Source organism: Achromobacter semiaridum, from assembly GCF_053543755.1.
The window spans coordinates 1-2,943 of record NZ_JBLVOL010000063.1 but is presented as its reverse complement, the minus strand read 5'-3'; the positions used below and the strand labels follow the sequence as shown (position 1 = coordinate 2,943).

The window sequence follows — 2,943 nt, the reverse complement described above, 5'->3', positions numbered from 1 at the left end:
CCGCCGAGGCGGGCGGCGCGGCCAGCGCCTCCGGTCCCGCTGGCGTCGTAGCGTCTGCCCCGCCAACCGCCGGCACGGGCGCACCCGTGTCGAGCGCTACCGCCACAGGTACGGCACCCGTCAACGCAACGGGCGCCTCATCCATTGCCACGTCGGCCCCTTCTGCTGTCGCAACGCCTGATGCGCCCGCCAGCAAATCCCTGATCGGGAACACGGGTGCGCCCCTGGTTGCGCCTTCCGTTGCCGATGCGGACGCGTCGTCGGCGGCTCCTTCGATCGCAGCGGCGAGCACGTCCTTGACCTCTCCTTCGATTGCCGTCGCAAGCGCATCCTCGGCCGCCCCTTCGATTGCTGCTGCCGGTGCGGCGACGGTCACGCCTTCGATTGCTGCTGCCGGTGCGTCTACGGTCGCCCCTTCGATTGCTGCTGCCGGTGCGTCTACGGTCGCGCCTTCCATCGCTGTTGCCGGTGCGTCGACGCTCGCGCCTTCCATCGCTGCTGCCGGTGCGTCGACGCTCGCGCCTTCCATCGCTGCTGTCGGTGCTGCGTCGGCCACGCCTTCCATCGCTGCTGCCGGTGCTGCGTCGGCCACGCCTTCCATCGCTGCTGTCGGTGCTGCGTCGGCCACGCCTTCCATCGCTGCTGCCGGTGCTGCGTCGGCCACGCCTTCGATTACGGCTGCGAGTGCGTCCGCGGTCATATCGGGTGGCGCATCGTCTGGCGCCGCTTCGATTGCGGAGGCTGGGGCGGCTACCGGTGTTTCGTCGTTCGCCGCTTCAGTGGCGCCGACCCGTCCTTTATTCGACGCGTCTGCGGGTGCAGCAGCTTCAGGAACTTTCGTAGCGCCCGCCGGCGGCGTTGCGGTGTCGCCTGCTTCGGCGGCCCTCTTCTCGGCGTCCACGGAAAGCGCTGCGTTGCCGGCCGACGTTGTGTCGGCCGCGTCCCCTGCGACCTTAGCGGCAGCGTCCGCCCACGCGGCATCGCAAGTCGGCGAGCTGGCGGATTCCGGGCTCGCTTCGGTTGCTGCAACCGCCGCACGCGCCCCGGCCACGGCAGCGGACGGAGCTTCGCCGCTGACGACGGATCTGCCGCCGGGGTCCGGCGCGGCAACCTTTACGGCAGGTTCGGCAACGAACCATGGCATCGGCTTGTTGGGCACTGTGGCCGCAACGTTTGGCGCGGCCTCCACGCCGCGCGTGCAAGAGCCTAGGCAAGACCATGCCGCTGACGACCAGCTTGCTGACGCATCCGACAGTTCCGCAGCCTCGGTTGCTGCGGGATCGGCCGCGACGATAGCCGCGACGGCCAACCTCCGGGGCCACGGACATGCGCCGCCGACGCCGCCAGGCGCGGACACCCGCGTCGCGCCGGGGTCCGCCGCAGTAGGGACGCAATCGTCGCCCTCTTTCGCTGCGTCCGACTCTACCGGCCAACAAGGCGCGGCCTCAGTCCCGGCATCTGCGGGCCAACGCGGCACGCGCAACACGTCGACTCTGCCGAACGCCACGCTGCTCGCGACCGTGGCCGCCAGCGCGGGCACGCTGCTCGCCGGCGCCGCGAACGCGGCCGGCAATACGGCAGCCGCAGCGTCTTCGGCAAGCGATGCGGGCGGCGCGCTGTCTGACGCCGCTGCGCCGGCCACCGTGGGTCCGCACAGCTCTGGCGCCTTGCAAGGAGTCAGTTTGCCCGGCGCCGTGAACGGCCCGGCGCCGTCCTCTGCCGGGAGCGTGACGCAAGGCGATCAACTTGCGCAATTGACGGGCATCGGCTGGGACGCAGGCTCGGCAACAGGCCGTTCCGCCGACATCTCCGCCGGTATCCCCGCTGGTGTGTCCGCTGGTGTGTCCGCTGGTGTGTCCGCTGATGCTTGCGCGAACGCCCCCGCTAACGTCTCTGCGAACGTCTCTGCGAACGTCTCCGCCAATGCCGCTGGCGTTGCATCCCCGGAAGGCGGCGCGTTGATAGCATCCGGCAACACCATGCCGACGACGGGCGGCCTGTCCGGCGACGGGCCTGCCGGGGCCGCCGGCATCCCCACGCAAACGCCTGGCTTCGTCCCCGCTTCGCAAAGCACCCTGCCCCAGGGCGCGGGCCTGCCCGGCGGCTCTGGCGAAGTCGGCTTGAACTTTCCCAGCCCCTCCTCGTCAGCAGGCGCCAGCACGGCGTCCGGCGTAGGCGGCATGGGCGCGGGCACGGCTGCGGCCGTGGAAACGTCCGGCAGCAGCGCGGCAGGCTCGGCTACGGCTGCGGCCGTGGAAACGTCCGGCAGCAGCGCGGCAGGCTCGGCTACGGCTGCGGCCGTGGAAACGTCCCGCAGCAGCGCGGCAGGCTCGGCTACGGCTGCGGGCGTGGGAACGTCCGGCAGCACCGCGGCAGGCTCGGCTACGGCCGGCTCCGCCGGCAGCGTTGCCACCTCCGCCGCTGCGCCTACCGCAGCCTCACCTGTCGTAGCGACTCGCGCAGCCGGAGCAACCCCGGCCGGCGTCAACGCGACGACCGCCGCCGGGGACTCGTCCGTTACCGGCGTCGCGGGAAGCGCATCCGGCTCTGCGGCGTCGGCAGGAACGGGCATCAACACGCCGCCCTCCCCAGCGGACGCAAGCTCGACCGGCACCCTCGGCGGTACCGCGAACGCAGGTACTGCGGCTGGTGCACCGGCGGCCCCCTCGGCGGACGCTGCTTCCAGCGCCACCGCCGGCACTTCCACCAGCGCACCAGCCAATGCGGCCGGCGGCGCATCGGGCGGCGCGACGACAACGGCCGGCGCCGCCTCGGCCAACGGCGCGTCCACTCCCACATCGGCTTCGCCCGCCGGCAGCGCGCCCTTGGGCAAAGCCCCCGCCGCAACGCCACCGGCATCGGCCGGCACGGCAGCCACCGCGGCACCTGCCACGCCGGATGCAAACCTGGGTAGCGCCACCGCGCGCGCGGCGGGCATGTCCG

Annotated in this window: 2 pseudogenes; both read right to left on the bottom strand. The window is 72.3% G+C overall.

Annotated features, from left to right (window positions below):
- A pseudogene (locus ACNPP0_RS17585) lies at window positions 1-700 on the bottom strand (hypothetical protein); the annotation flags it as partial.
- Between the two features lie 1,041 nt (window positions 701-1,741).
- Window positions 1,742-2,943: pseudogene (locus ACNPP0_RS17580) on the bottom strand (hypothetical protein); the annotation flags it as partial.